Source organism: Tolumonas lignilytica (assembly GCF_000527035.1).
GTDB lineage: Bacteria > Pseudomonadota > Gammaproteobacteria > Enterobacterales > Aeromonadaceae > Tolumonas > Tolumonas lignilytica.
This window is the reverse complement of sequence record NZ_AZUK01000001.1, coordinates 1,567,713-1,589,591: the sequence shown is the minus strand read 5'-3', so window position 1 is coordinate 1,589,591 and position 21,879 is coordinate 1,567,713. Positions and strand designations below refer to the sequence as shown.

Genomic DNA, 21,879 nt, shown 5'->3' with positions numbered 1-21,879 from the left:
GGGTGGGCGCAAAGAACAAAGTTGGATGAGATCACAGCAACAAGGCTTGATAAATAGTTATTCTGACCGCATGTTAATAAGAATCAATATTCTGTTTCTGTGCCGTATTCTGAGGTAAGTGCCGATGAGCAACCCGCTGTTATCCATGGATGGCTTACCGCCGTTCAGCAAGATCAAACCAGAACATGTACAGCCTGCTGTGCAACAGGCGATTAATGAAGCCAAACAGCGTATAACAGAAGTATTACGTTCGTCAGATTTGACCTGGGATAGCCTGATAGCACCGCTGGAAGAGTGCGATGACCGATTGTCCCGTATCTGGTCGCCAGTCAGTCATATGAATTCGGTCATTAATAATGATGAACTGCGTGCCGCTTATGAAGCCTGTCTGCCATTATTGTCTGAATATCAAACTTTTGTCGGGCAACATGACGGGTTGTATCGGGCGTATCAGCAATTGGCCGACAGTAATGAATTCCGTCGTCTGAGTCAGGCACAACAGCAACAGGTTAATAACACCTTACGTGATTTCCGATTGTCGGGGATTGCACTACCAGCAGAACAGCAGCAGCGTTATGGCCAGATCGTCAGTCGCCTGTCAGAACTGGCCTCTCAGTTTAATAATCAGGTGATGGATGCCACACAGGCCTGGATCAAGCACATCACTGACGAAAGCGCATTGGCCGGTTTGCCTGATTCGGCCAAAGCCGCGGCGAAACAGCAGGCACAAAGTCGTGAACTGGACGGTTGGGTCTTTACGCTGGATATTCCCTCTTATCTGCCGGTGATGATGTACGCCGATGATCGGGCATTACGTGAAGAGGCTTATACCGCATTCACGACCCGGGCATCGGATCAGGGTCCGAATGCCGGCACCTGGGATAATTCGCCATTGATTGAGGAAATCCTGGCGCTACGACATGAGCTTGCACAATTACTCGGTTTTGCCAATTATGCCGAACGTTCTCTGGCCACCAAGATGGCGCACTCCACACAGCAGGTGGTGGATTTCCTGACGGATCTGGCGGTTCGCTCCCGTCCACATGCTTTGCGTGAGCTGCAGGAATTGCAGGAATATGCACAACAGCAACACGGCATCGACACGCTGGCCGCGTGGGATATTCCGTATTACAGCGAAAAACTGAAACAACATCTGTATGCCATTTCAAACGAGGCCTTGCGTCCGTATTTCCCGGAACACAAGGTGGTGCAGGGTCTGTTTGAAGTGGTGAAACGACTGTTTGGTATGCGGATCAAACCGCATCTGGCGGTTGAAACGTGGCATTCGGATGTGCGTTTTTATGACATCGTCGATGCCAAAGGCGAATTGCGTGGCAGCTTCTATCTGGATCTGTATGCCCGAGCCCACAAACGGGGTGGGGCCTGGATGGATGACTGCATGGGGCGGCGTTATCGTCAGGATGGTCAGTTGCAACACCCGGTGGCCTATCTGACCTGTAATTTCAATGGTCCGGTCGATGGCAAACCAGCCCTGTTTACGCATGATGAAGTGGTGACGCTGTTCCATGAGTTTGGTCATGGCCTGCATCATATGCTGACCCAAATTGATGTTGCCGGAGTTTCCGGGATCAACGGAGTGCCTTGGGATGCGGTGGAACTGCCTAGTCAGTTCCTGGAAAACTGGTGTTGGGAACCAGAAGCACTGGCGGTGATCTCTGGTCATTATGAGACCGGCGAACCACTACCGCAGAGTGAACTGGATAAACTGCTGGCGGCGAAAAACTTCCAGTCGGCGATGCAGATGGTGCGGCAGTTGGAGTTTGCGCTCTTTGATTTTCGTCTGCATCGTGAATATGACCCGCAGTTGGGGGGCCGTGTTCAGCAGATCCTGGATGAAGTCCGCCAACAGACGGCGGTAATTGTGCCACCGGCCTTTAACCGTTTCCAACATAGCTTTTCCCATATCTTCGGTGGCGGCTATGCGGCCGGTTATTACAGTTATAAGTGGGCAGAAGTGTTATCCGCCGATGCTTTCTCGCGGTTTGAAGAAGAAGGGATATTTAATCCGCAAACCGGTGCGGATTTCCTGCAATATATCTTGGAAAAAGGCGGTTCAGACGAACCAATGACGCTATTCAAGGCATTTCGCGGCAGAGAACCCCGAATTGAGGCGTTACTCCGCCATTCCGGGATTCAATAAAATCTGTTATCTCGCGCTAGAAACGGCACTTTGGTGCCGTTTTTTTTCAAAAGCATGACGATGACCGCTAAATTGTGATCAAAGCACAGAATGCTTTTGCTTTCGTTTGCGCTTCATATTGCTTATGTTTATGCTTCGAAATCATTGAAAATGAATCGTTGTAGGCATGGATGCTTGATATGAAACGGATGGCTGCAGGGAGATCGTATTTTAAATGACGGCAGATCAACTGCGGGAACTGCCAGCCAGTTTTATGCAATCGCATTACTTTCCTGACCAGACTTATTTTCATCAGCATCAGAATATCATTTGGCATTATCTCAATGATGCCGTGTTGATTTGTGATCCGTCTTTGCATGTCTTGAGTGTCAATCCTGCTTTCCAGAAAATTACCGGTTTTCAAGCTGATGAGGTCTTAGGGCAGAACGTTGAGCTATGGCGCTCTGGCTTAATGAATAAACGCTTTTATCGTCAACTGGCGCAAACGCTGGAACAGCAAACCATGTGGCAGGGTGAAATATGGAACCGCCGCAAAGATGGTTCAGTTTTCCCTGCCTTTCTGACGGTGTGTAAGCAAACCATCCCTCCGGCGGCGGGTAGCTATGTCGCAATTTTCCGTGATCTCAGTGAACAGAAAGAAGCGGAAAGTCATGTGCTTAACCATATTCATTACGATCTGCTGACCGAGTTACCGAATCGCCAGCTCTTTGCCCAGAGCCTGGAACGACTTGTTTCGTATGAATCACCATTTGCGTTGATGGTATTGGATCTCAATGGCATGAAAACCATCAATACCAGCATGGATCACCAGACTGGCGATGAGATCTTGTGTGCGGTGGCACACCGCCTGTCAGGGCGATTGCGCACCAGCGATATGCTGGCACGGACGGGCGGTGATGAATTTGCGTTATTGGTGCCGGGCATTGTGAACCGGCGTCAGGCCGAGATTTATGCCAAGCAGGTGATGGGGAGTTTTGACTGGCCCTTCCAGTTGGAAAATCAGCAGCTCTATATCTCTGCCGCGATTGGCATTGCGATCTGGCCCAGCGATTCCAAAGAACCGGATGTCTTGTTAAGCAATGCGGAACAGGCGCTGTTTGAAGCGAAAAAGCAGCATATTCCGATAAAACTATACAGCAGTGAATTGCGCCGGAATCTGCAAGACCGGAATCGGTTGCAGCAGGATCTGGCCAATGCCATCAAATACCATCAGTTATCCCTGGTGTATCAGCCCATATGGGATGTCGACCAGCAGCGCGTCATAAAGCTGGAGGCACTGGTACGCTGGCAGCACCCGGAACGTGGGGCGATCTCGCCGCTTGAATTTATTCCGCTGGCAGAAGAGAGCGGGTTGATTCAAGGGCTGGGGCAGTGGATCCTGCTGCATGCCTGCGCAGACTTGGTCAAGCTGCACCGACAAGGGTTTACCGACATTCAGATGTCGATCAACCGCTCGACCCCCGAATTCCAGACCATCGATCTGGATGCACGGGAATGGCTGACGACGATCGTCGATATGGGGTTAAACCCGAATGCCATTATTTTTGAGATAACTGAATCACTGTTGATGAGTAATCAGGAAGCCAACCGTCAGCGGATGCATGCATTACGCGCGGCCGGGTGCGGGATTGCCATTGACGATTTTGGAACCGGCTACTCCGCATTGAGCTATCTGCGCAGTTTTCCGATTGATGTGGTGAAAATCGATCGGGCGTTTGTGCGCAGTATCCCGGAAGAAAAACAGGAATGCCTGTTACTGGATGGTATCATCAATCTGGTGAATAACCTCGGGATGACCTTGATCATTGAAGGGGTGGAAACAGAAGATCAACTGGATTATCTGCGGGAACGTCGTTGCAGCTATATTCAGGGTTATTTGTTCAGCCAGCCTTTACCCTTCCCGGCGCTACTGACTTATCTGAAACAGGTCATGTCATAGGCACTCAGTGCCGCTTCGGTTTTGTTATACAATAGCCACTACACAATAAAACAATCCCAGAGGAACGGGCATGTACCCCATTCAGGTGATTGCCGACGACCCGATGTATCGGGTGCAGGCGGCCGAATTGACGACTCAGTTACAATGTCTGACCACCGAGGCGCCTTTTGCCTTGGTCTGGGATGCACAACATCTGGAACTGCGTAAACTGGATGAACCCAAACTGGGCCCGGTGTTGGTTGATTTTGTGGCGGGAGCCGTGGCGCATCGGCGTAAATTCGGAGGCGGCCGCGGGCAATCGATCGCCAAGGCCGTGGGTCTGAAATCCGGGGCGAATCCTACCGTGGTGGATGCGACGGCGGGGCTGGGCCGCGATGCCTTTGTGCTGGCGTCACTGGGCTGTCAGGTGACGATGCTGGAACGGCATCCGGTGGTGGCGGCCTTGCTGGCCGATGGTCTGCAGCGTGCACAGCGAGATGACGAGATTGGTCCTTGGGTCCGAGAACGGATGTCACTGCGGGCCGGATCTGCGCTGGATAATCTGCAGCAGCTTGGCTTCACACCGGATGTGGTTTACCTCGATCCGATGTTTCCGCATCGCCAGAAATCGGCTCTGGTGAAAAAAGAGATGCGGGTGTTTCAGTCGCTGGTGGGCGCCGATCAGGATGCCGATGCCTTGCTGCCGGTGGCGTTAGCCGTTGCCGGAAAACGGGTGGTGGTCAAGCGGCCGGATTATGCCGGTTATCTGAATGATATGACGCCGAGCATGAGCATTGAAACGAAAAGTAATCGATTTGATGTGTATGTGGTGACTCGTTAACGTCTGCAAGAGGACGGAGTTGCTGTCTGCAAAATGATCTGAGGCGGCAATAAAAAAGAGGGCTTAATGCCCTCAAGAATCGATGAATGGTAAAACAGAAAGGGTCACGGGAATGTGGGTTATTCCATCAGGGCTAAGGCATCGGCCAAGATCTTATCGCCCCGCATCATGCCATAGTCCATGCTGTTGATAATGGCGATGGGTTTATTCAGTTCGCTGGCTGTTTTCTTGAATTCCTCAAATTTATAGCGGATCTGAGGCCCCAGCAGGCAACAATCATAATCAGGCAGTGTTTTTTCAAAATCTTCCATGCCTACCGCATTGATCTCAACTTCAATTCCTTTTTGCGTGGCAGCCTGACGCATCTTATTGACAACCATACTGGTGGACATGCCCGCAGCACAGCAGAGGAAAATCTTTTTCATGGAAAGAAGGCTCCTGTATCTGGTCTCAGATGAAATTATCACTCACTCTTTCTCCACTGTCGCATGCGGTTGTAGCATCGTCTGTGAACTGTTTCGCAAAATAGGATAAGGTGTCAGTGTGATGCCATACTTATGGGAGCCGACGCATGTGGTTACTGGATCAGATTGTAGAGCAGCGCGTCAAAGAGGCGCAGCAGCAAGGGCAATTCACTGATTTACCGGGTACCGGCCAGCCGTTGCAGTTGGATGATGACAGTATGATCCCGGAGAGTTTGCGTGTTGCCTACCGTATTTTGCGCAACCACGGCGCGTTACCGCCGGAAATTGTTTGGCGACAAGATATCAACAGTGTGCAGGATTTGCTACGAAAGATTGAACAAGATGATCCGGCCAACGAGGTGTTACGTAAACGCTTGCGCCTATTGCAATTGCAGGTCGGTATACAACGAAATCGATAAGGTAGAAACGGCATGAAATATATTGGGGCTCATGTCAGTGCGGCGGGCGGCATTGAACTGGCGGTTAAGCGGGCAGTAGACATTGGGGCGAATGCGTTTGCCTTATTTACGAAAAATCAGCGCCAGTGGCAGGCACCAGCGCTGTCAGATCACACCATTGCGGCCTTTCGCCAGGCGTGTGAACAAGCTGGTTTTCTACCGGAGCAGATCCTACCGCATGATTCTTATCTGATTAATCTGGGGCATCCGGAAACCGATGCGCTGGAAAAATCCCGAGCAGCGTTCCTTGATGAAATGCAGCGCTGTGAACAGTTGGGATTGTGCTATCTGAACTTTCATCCCGGCAGTCATCTGAATGCCATCAGTACCGACGAGAGTCTGCGTCGTGTGGCGGCTTCCATCAATCTGGCATTAGAACAGACGCAGGGTGTCACGGCGGTGATTGAAAATACAGCCGGGCAGGGCACAAATCTGGGCTGGCAGTTTGAACATCTGGCCGCCATTATCGATCAGGTCGAGGATAAGTCACGGGTAGGCGTCTGTTACGATACCTGCCATGCCTTTGCCGCCGGCTATGATATGCGCACAGCGGAAACTTGTGCGGCGACGTTTGCCGAGTTTGAGCGGATTGTCGGGTTTCACTATCTGAAAGGCATGCATATCAACGGTGCAAAATGCACCTTTGGCAGTCGCGTTGACCGCCATCACAGCCTGCAGGAAGGCAATTTGGGGACGGCTGTGTTTGAGTTCATCATGCGGGACAGTCGTTTTGACCGTATTCCATTGATTCTGGAAACGGTGAACCCGGATATCTGGCCGGATGAGATCCGCTGGCTGCGGCAACTCGCCTAAAATATTTGCAACCTTACCATAGTGGCAATATTGAGCCCCGCGAAAAGGTTGTTTATGCTGAACACGAAATGATCGGGTATTGCCGGAGAAACATAAGGTGTTAAAACGGTTCGGGTTGCTGATGATGCTCATGCTGACAAGCTGGATCCCACTCCAGTCGGTTGCGGCGTGGCAGTCTATGACCCGTACGGAATTTGTTTCGGCACAAACCGTGATACCTGCCATGACTACCTGTCATGGCAATATGTCATCCGATATGCCGGCCACCGCCCATAAAACGTCGGCGATGGCATCGCATGATACCCAGTGTGCGGGTTGTTTACCGTTATGTACGGGTGCTCCGCCCGCCGTTTCCCCTTGGCGTGAATTTGCAAGACAAACACCAGCGCCTATTCCTGTGCGTCACTCACTCTACAGTGATTTTATTCCCGGCGTTGTTTCGCCACCTCCTCTCTCTCTGTACGTCTGATCTCTCGGGCCGACAGCCTGAGCCTGACGTTATCGTCAGTAATTCATGATTACTTTTTTCGGTCATGTGACCGGTGATATATCGATTTTCGGAGAGAAAAGAATGGCTATTGCTAACACTACAGCACCTCGTATTCTGGCTTTCACCCTGAGTTCTTTACTGATGTTTACTGCACATGCCGGTGAAGCCATGTCACAGCAAGAGATGAGTCAAATGCCGGGCATGAGCGCAAGCCAGCAGCAGAAAACCTATCCGCTGAATGGTCGTGTCGTGGCGGTCGATACGACAAATTTAACCGTCACCTTGGAGCATGATGCCGTCACTGAGCTGAACTGGCCAGCGATGACGATGCCATTCAAGGTGGCTGATGCAAAATTCCTGACCGGATTAAAACCGGGTCAATCCATCATGGCGATGTTCACTATCAAAGATGGCGAATCTCCGACCATCGTTTCACTGCATAGCATGTAATGGGACTGGCCGGTAGCCGAGTGCTACCGGCGATGGTTTAAATGACGCCCGGCAGCGAGTCGGGTGTGGAGTTGGGCATGAAAATATCATCAGTGCTATTGCTGGTCACCGGGGTGCTGGTGGGCGGCGCAGCGAGTTACGCTTGGTTGGCACACCAGGCCGTCGCGGTATCGGCCACCAGTACGGCCAAAAAATCGCCGGAACATAAAATTCTGTATTACCGTAACCCGATGGGGCAGCCGGATACCTCGCCGGTGCCGAAAAAAGACAGTATGGGCATGGACTATATTCCGGTCTATGCCGATGAGGTCAAGGCAAAACCAAAAGAGCGTACCATCCTGTATTACCGTAACCCGATGGGGCAGCCGGATACCTCGCCAGTGCCGAAGAAAGACAGCATGGGCATGGATTACATTCCGGTTTATGCCGATGCGGCGCCGGTTGAGAAGGGTGCGGTGACGATTGATGCCAGCCGACGACAGAATTTGGGCGTGACCTCAGTCGCGGTGAAAACCGCCAAGCTGACCCGGGCCATCAAGGCCGTCGGGGTGTTTGCGGTCGATGAGCGGCGGCAATACACCATCACCAGTAAATTGGATGGCTGGGTTGATAAGCTCTATGTCAATTCAACCGGACAATCGGTCAAAGCCGGTCAGCCGTTGTTTGAGTTATACAGCCCCGAGCTGATCGTGGCGCAGCAGGAATATCGCATTGCCCGGCAGAACAAGCTGGACCCGGCAGCGCCACAGCGCTCTCCCGCCGGTTTAGGCAATGCGGCACTGACCCGTTTGCGCTATTGGGATATCCCAGAGTCGGCCATTCGTCGGCTGGCAGAAGGAGGCGATGTCAAACGGACATTGCCGATTGATGCACCGATCACGGGCGTGGTGCTGACGAAAAATATCACACAGGGCATGAAATTCAGTGCGGGTGAAGCGCTGTACCAGATTGCCGATCTGTCCACGATCTGGCTGCTGGCCGATGTGTTTGAACAAGATCTGGCGGCCGTGCAGGAAGGACAGACGGTGCAGGTGAAAGTGAATGCCTATCCGGCAGAAACCTTTACCGGCAAGCTCGCGTTTATCTATCCGACGATGAATACGCAGACTAGAACTGTTCAGATTCGCGTGGAACTGAATAATTCACAAGGCAAGCTGAAGCCGGGTATGTATGCCGAAGCTCAGTTACAGGTGCCGGTCAGTGCTGACGGGCAACTGGTCATTCCGGAGTCGGCCTTGATCGACAGCGGCTCCCGGCAAGTGGTGCTGATCGACGAGGGGCAGGGCAAATATGTGCCGCGGAAGGTACAGGTGCTGGCGCGCGGAGAAATACAGCAGGGCGAACGACAGATTGCCGTCAGCGGTGTCAAGGCCGGGGAAAAAGTGGTGACCCAGGCAAATTTCCTGATCGATTCCGAAAGTAACCTGCAGGCCGCTTTCTCCAGCATGGGAGGACAATAACCATGCTGCAAGGTCTGATCCGCTGGTCATTACATAATCTGTTTCTGGTGCTGCTGCTGACGTTACTGACGGTGGCCGGTGGCGTCTATGCCGTGATGAAAACACCGCTGGATGCCATCCCGGATCTGTCGGATGTGCAGGTGATTGTCTATACCGATTATCCCGGTCAGGCACCGCAAGTGGTGGAAGATCAGGTGACCTATCCGCTGACGTCAGCGCTGCTGTCTGTGCCGAAGGCCAAGGTGGTTCGCGGATACTCTTTCTTCGGTTCTTCCTTCGTTTACGTCATCTTTGATGATCATACCGACCTCTATTGGGCGCGTTCGCGGGTGCTGGAATACCTGAACGGCGTCTCCGGTAAGCTGCCGAGTGGGGTTACGCCGACGCTGGGGCCGGATGCCACGGGGGTGGGCTGGGTCTATCAATATGCGCTGGTGGCGAAAAACCAAACTCTGGCGGCGCTACGTACCCTGCAGGACTGGACACTCCGCTATCCGTTGTCGGCCACGCCGGGGGTCGCGGAGGTCGCCAGCGTCGGTGGTTTCGTTAAACAGTATCAGGTGGTGCTCGATCCGCGGAAATTGCAGGCGTTCAATATTTCGCCGGTTGAGGTGATGGACACCATTCGTAACAACAACCAGGATGTCGGTGGCCGGGTCATTGAAATGGCGGAAACCGAATTTATGGTGCGAGCAAAAGGGTATCTGCGCAACCTCAACGATATCCGGCAACTGGTGGTGAAATCGGTCAACGGTACGCCGGTGCGGGTGGGGGATCTGGCGCGGGTCGAATTGACGCCCGATGAGCGGCGCGGTCTGGCCGAATTAAATGGGGAAGGTGAGGTGGCGTCGGGGATCGTGGTGGCCCGCAGCGGTGAAAATGCGCTGAACGTCATCGAACAGGTCAAGGCGAAATTGCAAGGTCTGACTGCCAGCCTGCCAGCGGGCACCTCGATGATCCCGGTCTACGATCGTTCGGAGCTGATTTATCGTGCAATTGATACCCTGAAACATACCCTGCTGGAAGAAAGCACGATTGTGGCACTGGTTTGCGTGCTGTTTTTGTTGCATGTGCGCAGTGCGCTGGTAGCGATCCTGATGCTGCCGGTCGGTATTTTGGCCGCTTTTATCGGTATGCATTTGTTGAGTATGAACTCAAACATCATGAGTCTGGGGGGGATTGCCATCGCCATCGGTGCCATGATCGATGCGGCGATTGTGATGGTGGAGAATGCCCACAAGCATCTGGAGCGTGCCCCGCCGGGAACGCCGCGGCGCGATATTATTTATTTCGCCTGTAAAGAGGTAGGGCCGGCGCTGTTTTTCTCGCTGTTGATCATTACGGTCTCCTTCCTGCCGGTATTTACGCTGGAATCGCAGGAAGGGCGGATGTTCAGCCCGCTGGCATTCACCAAAACCTTCTCCATGGCGGCAGCAGCCTTGCTGTCGGTGACACTGGTGCCGGTCTTGATGTTGCTGTTTATCCGAGGACACATCATTCCGGAACAGAAAAACCCGATCAACCGGGTATTAATTGCGGGCTATAAGCCATTCATTACGCTGGCCTTGCGCTTTAAGAAAACAACCATACTGTTATCGCTGATGATCCTGGGGGCAACTTGGTTCCCGCTGAAACAGATTGGCAGTGAATTCATGCCGACCCTGCACGAGGGGACGTTGTTGTTCATGCCGGCGGCCTTGCCGGGAATGAGCGTGACGAAAGCGGCAGAACTCATTCAACAGCAGGATCGCATCATCAAATCTTTCCCGGAAGTGGCCTCGGTCTTTGGCAAGGCTGGCCGCGCCAATACTGCGACCGATCCGGCGCCATTGGAGATGTTTGAAACCGTTGTCAATCTGAAGCCGGAGTCAGAGTGGCGGCCGGGCATGACGACGGAAAAATTGGTGGATGAACTGGATAAGGCAGTCAAAATGCCGGGGGTGGCCAATTCCTGGACCATGCCGATCCGCGCCCGCATCGACATGCTGTCGACCGGTATCCGTACGCCGATTGGCATCAAGGTGTTTGGCCCGGATCTGGCGGGAATTGAACGCATTGCCCGGCAGGTGGAACAAGCTGTGAAGCCGGTGCCAGGCACCCGCAGCGCCTATGCAGAGCGCATTACGGGCGGCTATTACCTGACGCTGGAGCCGGATCGTGAAGCGCTGGCCCGGTATGGGGTGAGTATCAACACGCTGCAACAGGTCATTGCGTCCGCATTGGGAGGCGAAACCATCACCAATACGGTGGAGGGGCGCGAACGTTACGGCGTGATCCTGCGGTATCCGCGGGAATTGCGCGATACGCCACAATCCATTGCCACCGAAGTGATGGTGCCGACCAGCAGTGGCTTGATCCCGCTGGGGCAGCTCGCCAGTTTGCGACTGGAACAGGGGCCGCCGAGTATCCGCACGGAAAACGCGGAGCTGGCCGGCTATGTCTATGTCGATAGTGGTGATCGGGACATTGGTTCCTATGTCGCGGATGCCAAGGCGGCGGTCGCGCAGCACGTCAAACTGGAGCCGGGCTATCACCTGAGCTGGAGTGGCCAGTTTGAATATATGGAACGCGCCAAAGCCCGACTGGCGATCGTGGTGCCTTTTACCCTGCTGATTATTTTTCTGTTGCTGTATCTCAACTTCCGCAATCTGACTGACAGTCTGATCGTGCTGTTGTCGGTGCCCTTTGCACTGATCGGCGGAATTTGGTTGATGTGGTGGCTGCATTATGCCTGGTCAGTGGCGGTGGCGGTGGGGTTCATCGCCCTTGCTGGCGTGGCGTCGGAAACGGGTGTGATCATGCTGATTTATCTGGAACATGCCTGGCAGGAAAAACAGCAGCAACTGGGTGAGGATGTGCATCCGAGCGTCAGCGATCTGTATGCGGCCATTGTGGTTGGGGCCGCAGAACGGGTTCGACCGAAGATGATGACCGTGGTTACCATCATGTGTGGTCTCTTACCTATCATGTGGGGCACCGGAACGGGGTCAGAGGTCATGCGGCGGATCGCGGCGCCGATGGTTGGCGGCATGATTTCATCCACCCTGCTGACACTGCTGGTGATCCCGGCCATTTATGCACTGGTGAAACAGTGGCAGCATCGTCTGCGCTGAGATACGAAAAAATAAAAGCCTCGCAAGAGGCTTTTATTTTGTTGGGTAGGGGATCGCCGATTCACGCAGAATCAGTTCCCCATGGAAGATGGGGATCGCAAACGCATTGTCACCATTCGCCAGATGGATCGCCTGCTCAATAGCCGTTCTGGTCATATCGATCACCGGAATGTTAACAGTGGATAATGACGGCGTCATAAACGCGGTCATCTCATCATTGTCAAAACCGAAAACCGAAACATCATCGGGGATTTTCAGGCCCGCTTCATTCAATGCACGGTAAGCACCTTCGGCCATATTGTCAGTACAACTGAATAACGCACTGAATTTCTTCCCGTTTTCTATTAATTCACGGCAGGCAGTATAACCACTGGGGATCAGGTTCTGTCCGTGCACCACCAGATCCGGATTATAGGCGATGCCATAATCGGCGAGGGCATCCCGGTAGCCCTGCAGACGGGCTTGGGCGCTCGGGCTGTGCATACGGGCGGTAATACAGGCGATATCACGGTGTCCGAGTTTCAGCAGGTGCGAAACAGCCGCATGCGCTGCCTCCTGCTGGGCAAATACGATGCAGCGTTCCGGCGCCTGCGGTAACTGACGGTTCATGACCACCAGAGGAATTGGTAATTCCTCGATCATGGTCATCAGTTTGTCTTCCGGAATGTAACGGCTATAGAGCACGATCGCGTCGCAACAGCGATCGACCAGCATATTGACGGCGGCGATTTCCCGCTCGGGATTATCATGTCCATCCGTCACAATCAGATGTTTACCAGCCTGCTCGACACTCTGGGCAGCCTGCTTGAGCAAATCGCCGAAGAAGTTGCCATTAAAATCAGAAAGGATCAGACCAATCGTATTCGAGCGTTGGGTTGCCAGTGCCTGAGCCAGACCGTTGGGGCGATAATTGAGTTCTTGTATGGCCCGGTAGACTTGTTCGCGGGTGCTTTCTTTGACCTGTCCGGTATTGTTCAGTACGCGGGATACTGTCGCTTTTGATACGCCCGCTAAGCGGCATACATCTGTGATTGTCGCCATGTGTTCCATCCCATAAAACATGCTGCCGATTGGTATGACCCAAACCACGAATTATCAGTGCTGCTGCCGGCTACCGCAAGAGATGTCACTCTATACTGCGTTCATTCCTTTGCAAATATTAACGATAGCGAATTTTCATCCCCAGAATCACCGCTGCCAGCGCCAGCGTAATACCATTGGCCGCAACGATAGAAGCCTGGCCATTTATGATCCCGTAGATACACCACAGCAACACACCCAGCGTAAACGCGATATACATCACCAGTGAAATACTGGAAACATCGCGGGTTTTCATGATCTTGACGACCTGAGGAATGAAAGAACCGGTAGTAAGACAACCGGCTATCAAGCCCAGTAATTCTGTCGATGAAGCATCCATGGTGAATAATATTCCTGACTACAATCAACAGTCCCCTCTCCAAGAGAGGGGACATTAGTTACAACATTTCACCGTTAGTGCGGATCACATTCTGATACCAGCCAAAACTCAGTTTTTTCTTGCGGGCCAGATTGTTTTCGTGGTCAACGTAAACAAAACCATACTGTTTTTGGTAACCATTTAACCAGGAAAGCAGATCGATAAACGACCAGGGATAATATCCCCGTACATCGGCTCCCAGTCGGATCGCTTCGCCAGTCGCTTCAATATGCTCACGCAGATAGTCAATGCGTGGCTGATCCAGCACCTCACCATTCACGATTGGGTCTTTTGCACCCAAGCCGTTTTCGGTGATGTAGATCGGTACCTTACCATAGCGTTTGTTGATCCGCATGATGGCATCGGTCAGCCCTTCAGGATAGATCTCCCAGTCCCAGTCGGTATAGCGCCCGTTCGGATTGCGTACCAGCTTGAATAAGCCTTTAAAGCCCAGCTCTTTGCCGGAACCTTTCTGGCCAGAGGTGTTCATCTCGAACCCATCGACATCATAGTTGGCCGCAACCATTTCGCGTTTGTAATAGTTCACCCCGATGAAATCACAGATGTTGTTTTTTAAGAGTTCGGCATCACCCGGTGCAAATTCAGGCACGCCAAAGGCAGCCTGAGACATTGCCAGCAATTCTGCCGGATATTCCCCCTTCAGCACCGGATCGAAGAACCAGTGAGTGAAACAACCTTCGGCGAGCTCACAAGCCCGGATATCTTCCGGTTTGTCGCTGATCGGGTCGTTGGGTTGTAACACGTTCACAAAACCAATCTGACCTTGCACACCCATTTTGCGGAATGTTTCCACGGCACGGGCATGGGCGATGAACACATGGTGACAGGCCTGAATCGCCCGTTTCGGATCTTTGACTCCCGGTGGATGCATGCCGGTCAGGTAACCCAATCCTGTGAAGACGATGGTTTCGTTAAAGGTTGCCCACAATTTCACCCGATCACCGAAACGTTCATACAATAACCGGGCATAACCTTCAAAGGCATCCACAATTTCGCGCGATTCCCAGCCGCCGATTTCATCCTGCAACACCTGAGGCAGATCCCAGTGGTACATGGTCAGCATCGGTTCAATGCCATATTTCAGCAGTTCATCGATCAGATCACTGTAGAATTTGACACCGGCTTCATTCACCTCACCGCGTCCTTTCGGAAACAGGCGGGGCCAGGAGACGGAAAAGCGGTAGCTCTTCATTCCCAGTTCGGCCATCAGTGCCACGTCTTCTTTAAAGCGGTGGTAGTGGTCAGCCGCGACATCGCCATTGGTACCCATATAGGTTGTACCTGGCTGGTGAGAATAGACATCCCAGTTGGAGAGCCCTTTCCCATCGGCATCATGTGCCCCTTCAACCTGATAGGATGCGGTTGCCGCACCCCACAGAAAATCTTTCGGAAATACACTCATGCTTATTTTCAATCCTTGCTCAGCATGCGGTGCACTTCGATCAATTCCTCGATCATCTCGCGAGCCAGCATGGAGGTCATGATATGGTCTTGTGCATGCACCATGATCAAGTTGACCGGGACTTTGCCGCAGCCTTCATCCAGGCCGATGAGCATGGTTTGCACATCATGTGCCCGTTTGGAGGCTGCGGAAGCTTGCGTCAGTAACAGATCAACTTGTTGCCAATTGTGCTGTTTCGCTGCACGCAGGGCCTGCATGGCGAAGCTGCGTGCTTCGCCAGCGTTGATGATCAGTTCCATGACGGTGGATTCCAGATTGAATTCAGCTTGTTCGCTCATTGCCAAATTTCCTTTTCTTTGTTGTTAGTTACGCAGCATCTACTTGAGCATTCATTTCAACTTCGTTTTCTGCTTCTTGTGCCAACAGTTGTTTTTCATAGATTTTGAAGAATGGCAGGTAGATGACTAAGTCCAGTGCAATCAAACCGATCACCATAAATGCATTACTGAACTGCCAGCCAGCACCCCATGCGGCACCGATGGGCGCTGGTGCAGTCCATGGTACTAATGAGATCGCTCTACCAATCAGATTTGAGCTGGCTGCAAACCAGGCTACGGTCGCATTCACCATTGGCGCAACAATGAATGGGACGAACAGAATTGGGTTCATCACGATTGGGCTACCAAAAATAACCGGTTCGTTGATGTTAAACATAGCAGGCACGATACCCAGCTTACCGATGGAACGCAGGTGAGCTGATTTACTTCCCATGTAGAGCAGAACTAAACCCAACGTAGCACCAGAGCCACCTAACACGATGAAAAATGACCAGAAAGGTTCAACAAAGATGTGGGGCAGCGGTTGACCAGCCGCCAGCGCAGCTTGGTTCAGACCTAAGTTCACCAGATAGAACGGAGCCAGAATACCGCCAACAATCGCCGCGCCATGAATACCAGCAAACCATAATACGTGGCACAGGAACACCGCGAACAAGATCGCAGGCAGTGAATCAGCCGCAGAAATCAGTGGTTTGAAAATGGCCATGATGGCATCTGGCAGAATCATGCCAAACTGGTGTTGCATGAACAGATTCAGCGGGTAAATAGTCAGGATCACAATCAGTGCCGGGATCAGCAGGTTGAACGACTGACGGATTTTTTCGGGTACCTGTTCTGGTAGTTTGATGCCGATATTGCGTATTTTCAGGAAACGCATCAGCTCGGTGACATAAATACCGACGATGATGGTGGTGAAAATACCGGTGCCGCCCAAGAAGTTCGCTGGCAATGTGCCATCTTTCATTGGGGCTGCAATCAGCAGAAAGGTCATCAGCGATAGCATGGCACAAGGGAAAGCGTCCAGTTTGTAGCTTTGTGCCAGGTTATAGGCAATACCCGCACTGATATAACAGGCCATGATCCCCATCGACATATTGAATGGCGTCATGATCTCGTTGAAATAAGCCTTGGACATGGCATTCCACCACTGACCGAGGAAAAAGGTAGTATCTGGCGAAAACGGCGGGAAGGCGAACACGAGCAGGAACGAACCGACAATCATGAACGGCATCGCACCGATAAAACCATCACGAACGGCCATGATGTGGCGTTGAGTGCCCGCTTGTGCCGCGATGGGGCTGATCTTGTTTTCGATAAAATCAAAAAATGCATTAGACATAACATGTCTCCCAGAGACAGTGAGTTGTTGAAAAGTGGCTACAACTTATTACGCCGTCTTATTTTTAAGCCATCATGGCCAGTGCATCAGCGAGGATCTTATCGCCGCGCATCATGCCGTAATCCATGCTGTTGATCACCGCGATCGGTTTGCCAACGGCTTCTGCTTTTTTCTTGAATTCATCGAATTTGTATTTGATTTGTGGCCCTAACAGACAGCAGTCATATTTCGGCAGTGTGTTATCGAATTCTTCCATTGCCACGGCAATGATTTCAGCTTCAATACCCTTCTGTGATGCGGCCTGTTTCATTTTGTTAACTACCATGCTGGTGGACATCCCTGCAGCACAGCAGAGAAATATTTTTTTCATAGTTAAACCTCCAAGGTTTCCTTTCTGTGTGTCGGGGCTAACTATAAGAAGATCTGTAACCGGTTTCAGTAACCGGTTACAGATTTTATGATGGGTATCGCAGAATCAGTTTATTTCCTGAGCGGTAGCGTGATCAGTGCTCTGTTTTGCGGTTATGCCGTACGGCATCCCAACTGAAAATCACCAGTGCCGACCAGATCAGGGCGAAGGTCAGCCATTTTTGCCAGACAATCGGCTCGTGATAGAGCGTGATGGCAAAGATGAACATCAAACTCGGTCCGAGATATTGAAAGAAGCCAATCGTGGAAAGTCGCAGCCGTTTTGCACCGGCGGTGAAACAAAGCAAGGGCACCGTGGTAATGATGCCAGCGGCGAATAACCAGAGATTGAGAGACAGCGGATTCTGACTGAGCTGACTGGTGGCGCTGTTGGCATGAATGAAGAGGTACCAGGCTGCCACCGGCGTTAATACCAGTGTTTCAATCAGCAAACCGGTCAATGAATCCACCGCGATTTTTTTCCGGATCAAGCCATAAACCGCAAAGCTGCCGGCCAGAGTGAGGGCGATCCACGGAAAAGTACCCAGCATGACAATTTGCAGCACGACACCAATGACAGCCAGCGCCACGGCGAACCACTGCCAGCGGCGCAGGCGTTCACCCAGGAACAGCATACCCAGCAGAATATTCAGTAGTGGATTGATGAAATAACCCAGACTGGATTCCAACATATGATCATGATTAATGGCCCAGATAAACAACAGCCAATTCACGGCAATCAAGAGGGCGGTCAGGGTGAGCAACAACAGATAACGAGGCGTACGGAATACGGCCAATACCTCCCGGCCGGTCTTGCTCCACCAGACCAGCCCAATCAGAAAGAGACAGGACCAGATAATTCGGTGGGTGACAATTTCTTCAGCAGGTACAAAACCGATATGCTTGAAATACAGAGGCGCCACACCCCAGATCAAAAATGCAGTCAGAGCATACAACATGCCTTGGGTCGATGATTTCATGATAAACAACGAAAAAGGGAAGATAAGAGTCAATCATATACCATAGCTTGGTATATCAAGGAACACGCCACTGCAATTCAGGATAGTTTACGCCAGAACCTAAACCCACCACTGGCGATGTTGTAATGAGCGTAGTGAACGGTTGGCATTTTCCATTTCACGACACATAGAAGGGACATATTGTTTTAACACACTGCTGACACCCATCAACAGGTGTTCCCGTACCGAAACAATCGGTTCTTTCCAGGCATACAAACAGACCTGATCCGGGATCAGATGTTGACTGTATTCCCGCAGTAAAGAATCGGGCCAGCGTTCCAGCGTAGGGGCATGACAATCCAGATAACTGGAGAGCGGGCCTCTGATCAACAGGAAACGAACCCGTTCCATATCACGCTGACACAGGCATTTTTCATTGATCTGACAAGTTTGTTGATGAGCCGTATTACGATCCATGAATAATCCGCGTTGCCGACATTCCATGATGCGATACCACGGCAATTCATCATTTGCTTCGTAGCCTTCCAGCTCCCGTTGCAACCAAAGCAACAGGCTGGAATCTTGCGCGGTATGCTGCAAATGCTCTAATTGACGCAGGAGCTCATCGCAACGGATTGGTGTAGTCTGCCCCATAGGTCATTCCTCCCTGCTCATAGTATGGAACGAGGTTGCAATCAATGCCGGGGGAAAATTTGACGCACATCAATTCTAGATGAAATAAAATGGTTACGTATAGTTACAAATTTGCATAAAAAATGAGCTGTTTCCGCTTAAAAATTATATACCCAATAACCCTCTGATTATCATTCAGATTAACAGGATGGTATCACTCACGGCGGTTGTTAATTAGAATGTCGTTATGATTTCAGATCCCGCCATGCAGGAACCCATTTCCGTGCAGTCACACTTGTATCCTCAGCCGCTGGATGTGCTGCGGGAGGTTTTCGGCTATCAGAATTTTCGTCCGGGGCAGGATGCCGTTATCGAGCAATTAGTCGCGGGTCGGGATGTGTTAGCGATCATGCCGACCGGCGGGGGCAAATCACTCTGTTATCAGATCCCGTCTCTGGTGCGTCCTGGTCTGGCGATCGTGGTCTCTCCGCTGATTGCACTGATTAAAGATCAGGTGGATGCCCTGCGGGCCAACGGGGTTGCCGCGGCCGGATTACATTCCGGGCTGGCACGAGACGAGTTGCTGGAGGTGTACAGTCAGCTTTGGCGGGGCGATCTGAAACTGCTCTATATTGCTCCAGAACGTATTTTGCTACCGGATTTTCTGGCGCGGCTGCAGACCATGCCGCTGGCGTTGATTGCTATCGATGAAGCCCATTGCATATCGCAGTGGGGTCATGACTTTCGCCCGGAATATGCCGAATTAGGCCAGCTGAAAAAGCTGTTTCCTCAGGTTCCCATTGCGGCATTAACGGCCACGGCCGACGATGCGACCCGGATTGATATTCTCAACCGTCTCAGCTTGCCGGAACCGTTTGTGCATCTGGCCAGTTTCGATCGTCCGAATATCCGCTATACCTTGGTTGAGAAATTCAAACCATCGGAACAACTGCTGCAGTATGTACAAAAGCAGGCCGGTCAGTGCGGTATCGTCTATTGCACCAGTCGTAAACGTACTGAGGAAGTTGCGGATCTGCTGAAGGTGCGCAACATCAGGGCGGCTTGCTATCACGCGGGTTTGCCGGCCGAGGAACGGGCCCGGGTACAAGATGCCTTCATCCGCGATGATCTCGATATCGTCGTGGCCACGGTTGCCTTTGGCATGGGTATCGATAAACCCAATGTTCGCTTTGTCGTGCACTATGATATTCCGAAAAATATCGAATCTTATTATCAGGAAACCGGACGTGCCGGCCGAGACGGGTTACCTGCCGAGGCGCTGTTGTTATTTGATCCTGCGGATATCGAGCGGGTGCGGGGTCTGCTGGAAAATAATGAAAATGCCGAACAGCGACAGGTTGAAGTTTTCAAGCTCAACCTGATGTCGGCGTTTGCCGAAGCACAAACCTGCCGACGTCAGGTATTGCTCAACTATTTTGGTGAATACCATGCCGAGCCCTGTGGCAATTGCGATATCTGTCTTGATCCGCCGAAAACCTATGACGGTACCGAAGATGCCCAAAAAGCACTCTCCTGCGTCTATCGGGTAGGGCAGCGCTACGGCATGGGCCATGTCATCGAGGTATTGCGCGGCGCGCAAAGCCAGCGTATTCGCGAACTCGGACACGACAAACTGTCGACCTATGGTATTGGGAAAGAGCAGTCACATGAATACTGGCTGTCGGTTCTGCGGCAACTGATCCACAAAGGCTTGCTAGTACAAAACATCACCCGCCATCTGGTGTTGCAACTGACCGAAGCGGCACGCCCTGTGTTACGGGGGGAGCAGCCACTGGAATTGGCAGTGCCCCGTACCGAACTGTTATCCGCGAAAAAACTCCGACGCCGTGAGCTGGAATTGGCGCAGGGTGACGATGCGGCGCTGTTCCGTGAACTGCGCAAGCTGCGGAAACAATTGGCGGAAGAGGAGGGAATTCCGCCCTATGTGGTCTTTAACGATGCTACTTTGTTGGAGTTGGCGCAGTTTAAACCGACAACCGAAGCCGAATTGCTGATGATCAACGGGGTGGGTTATCGCAAATTAGAGCGGTTTGGTGCTGCCTTTTTGGCGTGTATCCGGGAACATGCCGAACTGTAACTGGTAAGTTAGCGTATCCTGCGGCAAAATCGTTCCGTGCAGAGGAGAACAGCATGATTAATCCGAACAAAATTGAAGAAATGGCGCGCTCAATTCAGGCCGCTTTGCCTCCCGGACTGAAAAGTGTCGGCGCAGAGGTGGATAAAAAAGTGAAACAGGTGATTCAGGCGCAACTGATGAAGTTGGATCTGGTCAGCCGTGAAGAATTTGAAGTGCAGACGAAGGTCTTGCTGCGGACGCGGGAAAAGCTGCAGGCATTGGAAGAAAAACTGCAACAGCTTGAAAAACAGCTCTCTGATCGCGACTGAAAAGCTGGCTGCACACCATTCCGGGTGCAGCCAATAGTGTCAGATGAAGTTAAAGGCGTCACCAAATAACTGTTCTTCATCAATGCCGCGATGTCGTAACGCATCACGCACGACGGCTGCCATTTCAAAGCGCCCCGCCACATAGATATCAAACTGATTAAAAGAATGAAAATCACTCAAAACCGCTTCATGTACCAAACCGGTGCGTCCAGGCCAATCATCATCCGGGAACTGCACGACAGGCACAAAAGTCAGATTTTTGAATTCACTGACCCAGCTTAAAACCTCTTCCCCTTCATACAGCTGATCGGCTTTCCTTACCCCCCAATAGAGATAAGTCTGGCGCGGCATCTGGTGATCCACCAGATATTGCAGAATGGAGCGGGCATAACTGTATCCCGTACCACCGGCTATCAGCAGGATCGGACGTTCGCTGTGCTCACGCAAGTAAGCGTTGCCTAATGGCATTTCCACGTCGATTTTGCCTGTTGTGCGTAAGGCTTCCAGCACTTCTCCGGGATACGGGTTGCCCGGTGTTGCGCCAATTTGCAGTTCCAGCACATTGCCGCGGCTGGGCGAGCTGGCGATAGAAAATGAACGTTTATCCTTCTCGCCCATGATCACTTGCAGATATTGCCCTGGTTTGTAGGCAATCTGCTGTTCCGGAATCAAACGGACATGCCAGATGTGTTCCGCACATTCATGCAGGGTTTCCAGATGACAGACAGTGCGTGACATAACATTCC

At 51.9% G+C, this 21,879-nt stretch carries 21 protein-coding genes; 11 read left to right on the top strand and 10 right to left on the bottom strand.

Going from position 1 to position 21,879, the window contains the following annotated elements; all coding sequences use genetic code 11:
- Positions 1-124: 124 nt before the first annotated feature.
- The 3 genes from prlC (at position 125) to H027_RS0107405 (ending at position 4,920) form a co-directional block, all read left to right on the top strand.
- A complete protein-coding gene (gene prlC / locus H027_RS0107420; protein WP_024871840.1) occupies positions 125-2,161 on the top strand; it encodes an oligopeptidase A in 2,037 nt (678 codons plus the stop codon).
- A gap of 214 nt (positions 2,162-2,375) precedes the next feature.
- Positions 2,376-4,100: a GGDEF domain-containing phosphodiesterase gene (locus H027_RS17595; protein WP_081741424.1), complete on the top strand. Its 1,725-nt coding sequence runs from the start codon at positions 2,376-2,378 to the stop codon at positions 4,098-4,100.
- 70 nt (positions 4,101-4,170) lie between these two features.
- Complete coding sequence (locus H027_RS0107405; RefSeq protein ID WP_161632449.1) at positions 4,171-4,920, top strand: class I SAM-dependent methyltransferase; 750 nt, start codon at positions 4,171-4,173, stop codon at positions 4,918-4,920.
- A 119-nt stretch (positions 4,921-5,039) separates the two neighbouring features.
- On the opposite strand, the gene H027_RS0107400 is transcribed toward H027_RS0107405, so the two are convergent.
- Positions 5,040-5,345, bottom strand: a complete 306-nt coding sequence (locus tag H027_RS0107400; protein WP_024871837.1) for a PTS sugar transporter subunit IIB — start codon at positions 5,343-5,345, stop codon at positions 5,040-5,042.
- A 146-nt stretch (positions 5,346-5,491) separates the two neighbouring features.
- Between H027_RS0107400 and H027_RS0107395 the strand changes: the two genes are divergently transcribed.
- From H027_RS0107395 to H027_RS0107370, 6 genes are all read left to right on the top strand, one after another.
- Complete coding sequence (locus H027_RS0107395) at positions 5,492-5,803, top strand: DnaJ family domain-containing protein (protein WP_024871836.1); 312 nt, start codon at positions 5,492-5,494, stop codon at positions 5,801-5,803.
- 12 nt (positions 5,804-5,815) lie between these two features.
- The gene (gene nfo / locus H027_RS0107390) at positions 5,816-6,655 is read left to right on the top strand and encodes a deoxyribonuclease IV (protein WP_024871835.1); all 840 of its coding nucleotides are present in this window, start codon (positions 5,816-5,818) and stop codon (positions 6,653-6,655) included.
- A 97-nt stretch (positions 6,656-6,752) separates the two neighbouring features.
- Entirely contained in the window at positions 6,753-7,124 is a 372-nt protein-coding gene (locus tag H027_RS0107385; protein ID WP_024871834.1) for a hypothetical protein, read from the top strand.
- A gap of 102 nt (positions 7,125-7,226) precedes the next feature.
- On the top strand, positions 7,227-7,595 hold the full coding sequence (locus H027_RS18310; RefSeq protein ID WP_024871833.1) for a copper-binding protein: 369 nt from the start codon (positions 7,227-7,229) through the stop codon (positions 7,593-7,595).
- 77 nt (positions 7,596-7,672) lie between these two features.
- Positions 7,673-9,055, top strand: a complete 1,383-nt coding sequence (locus H027_RS17585) for an efflux RND transporter periplasmic adaptor subunit (RefSeq protein ID WP_051448967.1) — start codon at positions 7,673-7,675, stop codon at positions 9,053-9,055.
- 2 nt (positions 9,056-9,057) lie between these two features.
- A complete protein-coding gene (locus tag H027_RS0107370; protein ID WP_024871832.1) occupies positions 9,058-12,168 on the top strand; it encodes an efflux RND transporter permease subunit in 3,111 nt (1,036 codons plus the stop codon).
- Positions 12,169-12,201: 33 nt separating this feature from the next.
- Here the strand turns inward: H027_RS0107370 and H027_RS0107365 are convergent, their stop codons facing one another.
- From H027_RS0107365 to H027_RS0107330, 8 genes are all read right to left on the bottom strand, one after another.
- A complete protein-coding gene (locus tag H027_RS0107365) occupies positions 12,202-13,209 on the bottom strand; it encodes a LacI family DNA-binding transcriptional regulator (RefSeq protein WP_024871831.1) in 1,008 nt (335 codons plus the stop codon).
- A gap of 118 nt (positions 13,210-13,327) precedes the next feature.
- The gene (locus H027_RS17580; protein WP_038149212.1) at positions 13,328-13,588 is read right to left on the bottom strand and encodes a SemiSWEET transporter; all 261 of its coding nucleotides are present in this window, start codon (positions 13,586-13,588) and stop codon (positions 13,328-13,330) included.
- A gap of 58 nt (positions 13,589-13,646) precedes the next feature.
- Positions 13,647-15,050 (bottom strand): GH1 family beta-glucosidase, encoded by a 1,404-nt coding sequence (locus H027_RS0107355; protein ID WP_024871829.1) that lies wholly within the window; start codon positions 15,048-15,050, stop codon positions 13,647-13,649.
- 8 nt (positions 15,051-15,058) lie between these two features.
- Positions 15,059-15,388, bottom strand: a complete 330-nt coding sequence (locus H027_RS0107350) for a PTS lactose/cellobiose transporter subunit IIA (RefSeq protein ID WP_152536700.1) — start codon at positions 15,386-15,388, stop codon at positions 15,059-15,061.
- Between the two features lie 28 nt (positions 15,389-15,416).
- The gene (locus H027_RS0107345) at positions 15,417-16,727 is read right to left on the bottom strand and encodes a PTS sugar transporter subunit IIC (RefSeq protein ID WP_024871827.1); all 1,311 of its coding nucleotides are present in this window, start codon (positions 16,725-16,727) and stop codon (positions 15,417-15,419) included.
- Between the two features lie 64 nt (positions 16,728-16,791).
- Positions 16,792-17,097 (bottom strand): PTS sugar transporter subunit IIB, encoded by a 306-nt coding sequence (locus H027_RS0107340; protein ID WP_024871826.1) that lies wholly within the window; start codon positions 17,095-17,097, stop codon positions 16,792-16,794.
- Between the two features lie 133 nt (positions 17,098-17,230).
- Entirely contained in the window at positions 17,231-18,115 is an 885-nt protein-coding gene (rarD, locus tag H027_RS0107335) for an EamA family transporter RarD (protein ID WP_024871825.1), read from the bottom strand.
- Between the two features lie 99 nt (positions 18,116-18,214).
- Positions 18,215-18,748, bottom strand: a complete 534-nt coding sequence (locus H027_RS0107330; protein WP_024871824.1) for an AbiTii domain-containing protein — start codon at positions 18,746-18,748, stop codon at positions 18,215-18,217.
- A gap of 244 nt (positions 18,749-18,992) precedes the next feature.
- On the opposite strand from H027_RS0107330, the gene recQ reads away from it, so the two are divergent.
- Together recQ and ubiK are read left to right on the top strand one after the other, a co-directional pair.
- Positions 18,993-20,825, top strand: a complete 1,833-nt coding sequence (gene recQ / locus H027_RS0107325) for a DNA helicase RecQ (RefSeq protein WP_051449023.1) — start codon at positions 18,993-18,995, stop codon at positions 20,823-20,825.
- A gap of 53 nt (positions 20,826-20,878) precedes the next feature.
- Positions 20,879-21,133 (top strand): ubiquinone biosynthesis accessory factor UbiK, encoded by a 255-nt coding sequence (ubiK, locus tag H027_RS0107320; protein WP_024871822.1) that lies wholly within the window; start codon positions 20,879-20,881, stop codon positions 21,131-21,133.
- Positions 21,134-21,172: 39 nt separating this feature from the next.
- On the opposite strand, the gene fre is transcribed toward ubiK, so the two are convergent.
- Positions 21,173-21,871: an NAD(P)H-flavin reductase gene (gene fre, locus H027_RS0107315; protein ID WP_024871821.1), complete on the bottom strand. Its 699-nt coding sequence runs from the start codon at positions 21,869-21,871 to the stop codon at positions 21,173-21,175.
- Between the last annotated feature and the right edge of the window lie 8 nt (positions 21,872-21,879).